The organism is Streptomyces sp. A1136 (assembly GCF_004795055.1).
Taxonomy (GTDB): Bacteria; Actinomycetota; Actinomycetes; order Streptomycetales; family Streptomycetaceae; genus Streptomyces.
The window spans coordinates 1-571 of record NZ_SSBJ01000283.1 but is presented as its reverse complement, the minus strand read 5'-3'; the positions used below and the strand labels follow the sequence as shown (position 1 = coordinate 571).

General features: G+C 73.2%; 1 protein-coding gene. It reads left to right on the top strand.

Annotation, left to right across the window (positions count from 1 at the left end; all coding sequences use genetic code 11):
• The coding region (locus E6R62_RS38600) for an AMP-binding protein (protein WP_136218020.1) at positions 1–571 on the top strand (571 nt) is incomplete at both ends.

Below are 571 nucleotides of genomic sequence, written 5' to 3'. Positions count from 1 at the left end.
CGGCTACAACCTCTACGGGCCCACCGAGTACACCATCAACACGCTCGGCGTCGGCACCTTCGAGTGCCAGGACCCGGTGGTGGGCGTGGCGATCGACAACACCGAGGTGTACGTCCTGGACCCGTGGCTGCGACCGCTGCCCGACAACGTCCCCGGCGAGCTGTACGTATCGGGCATCGGCATCGCACGCGGCTACCTCGGACAGCCCGCCCAGACGTCCCACCGGTTCGTCGCCTGCCCGTTCGGTGCGCCCGGCGAGCGCATGTACCGGACCGGCGACCTGGTGGCCCGGCGGCCGGACGGGAACCTGTCGTACCTCGGCCGCACCGACCAGCAGGTCAAGATCCGCGGCCACCGGGTCGAACCCGGGGAGGTCGAGGCCGCGTTCGCCGCGCACCCGGCCGTCCGTTTCGCCGCCGCGGTCGCCCAGCCGGACCCCCAGGTCGACGGGGCGTACCGGCTGGCCGCCTACCTCGTGCTCGACGGCGCCGACCTGGCCGCAGTCGCCGCCGAAGTGGGCGCCGTGCTCCCCGACTTCCTGCGCCCGTCGCACTACGCCGAGGTGGACGGC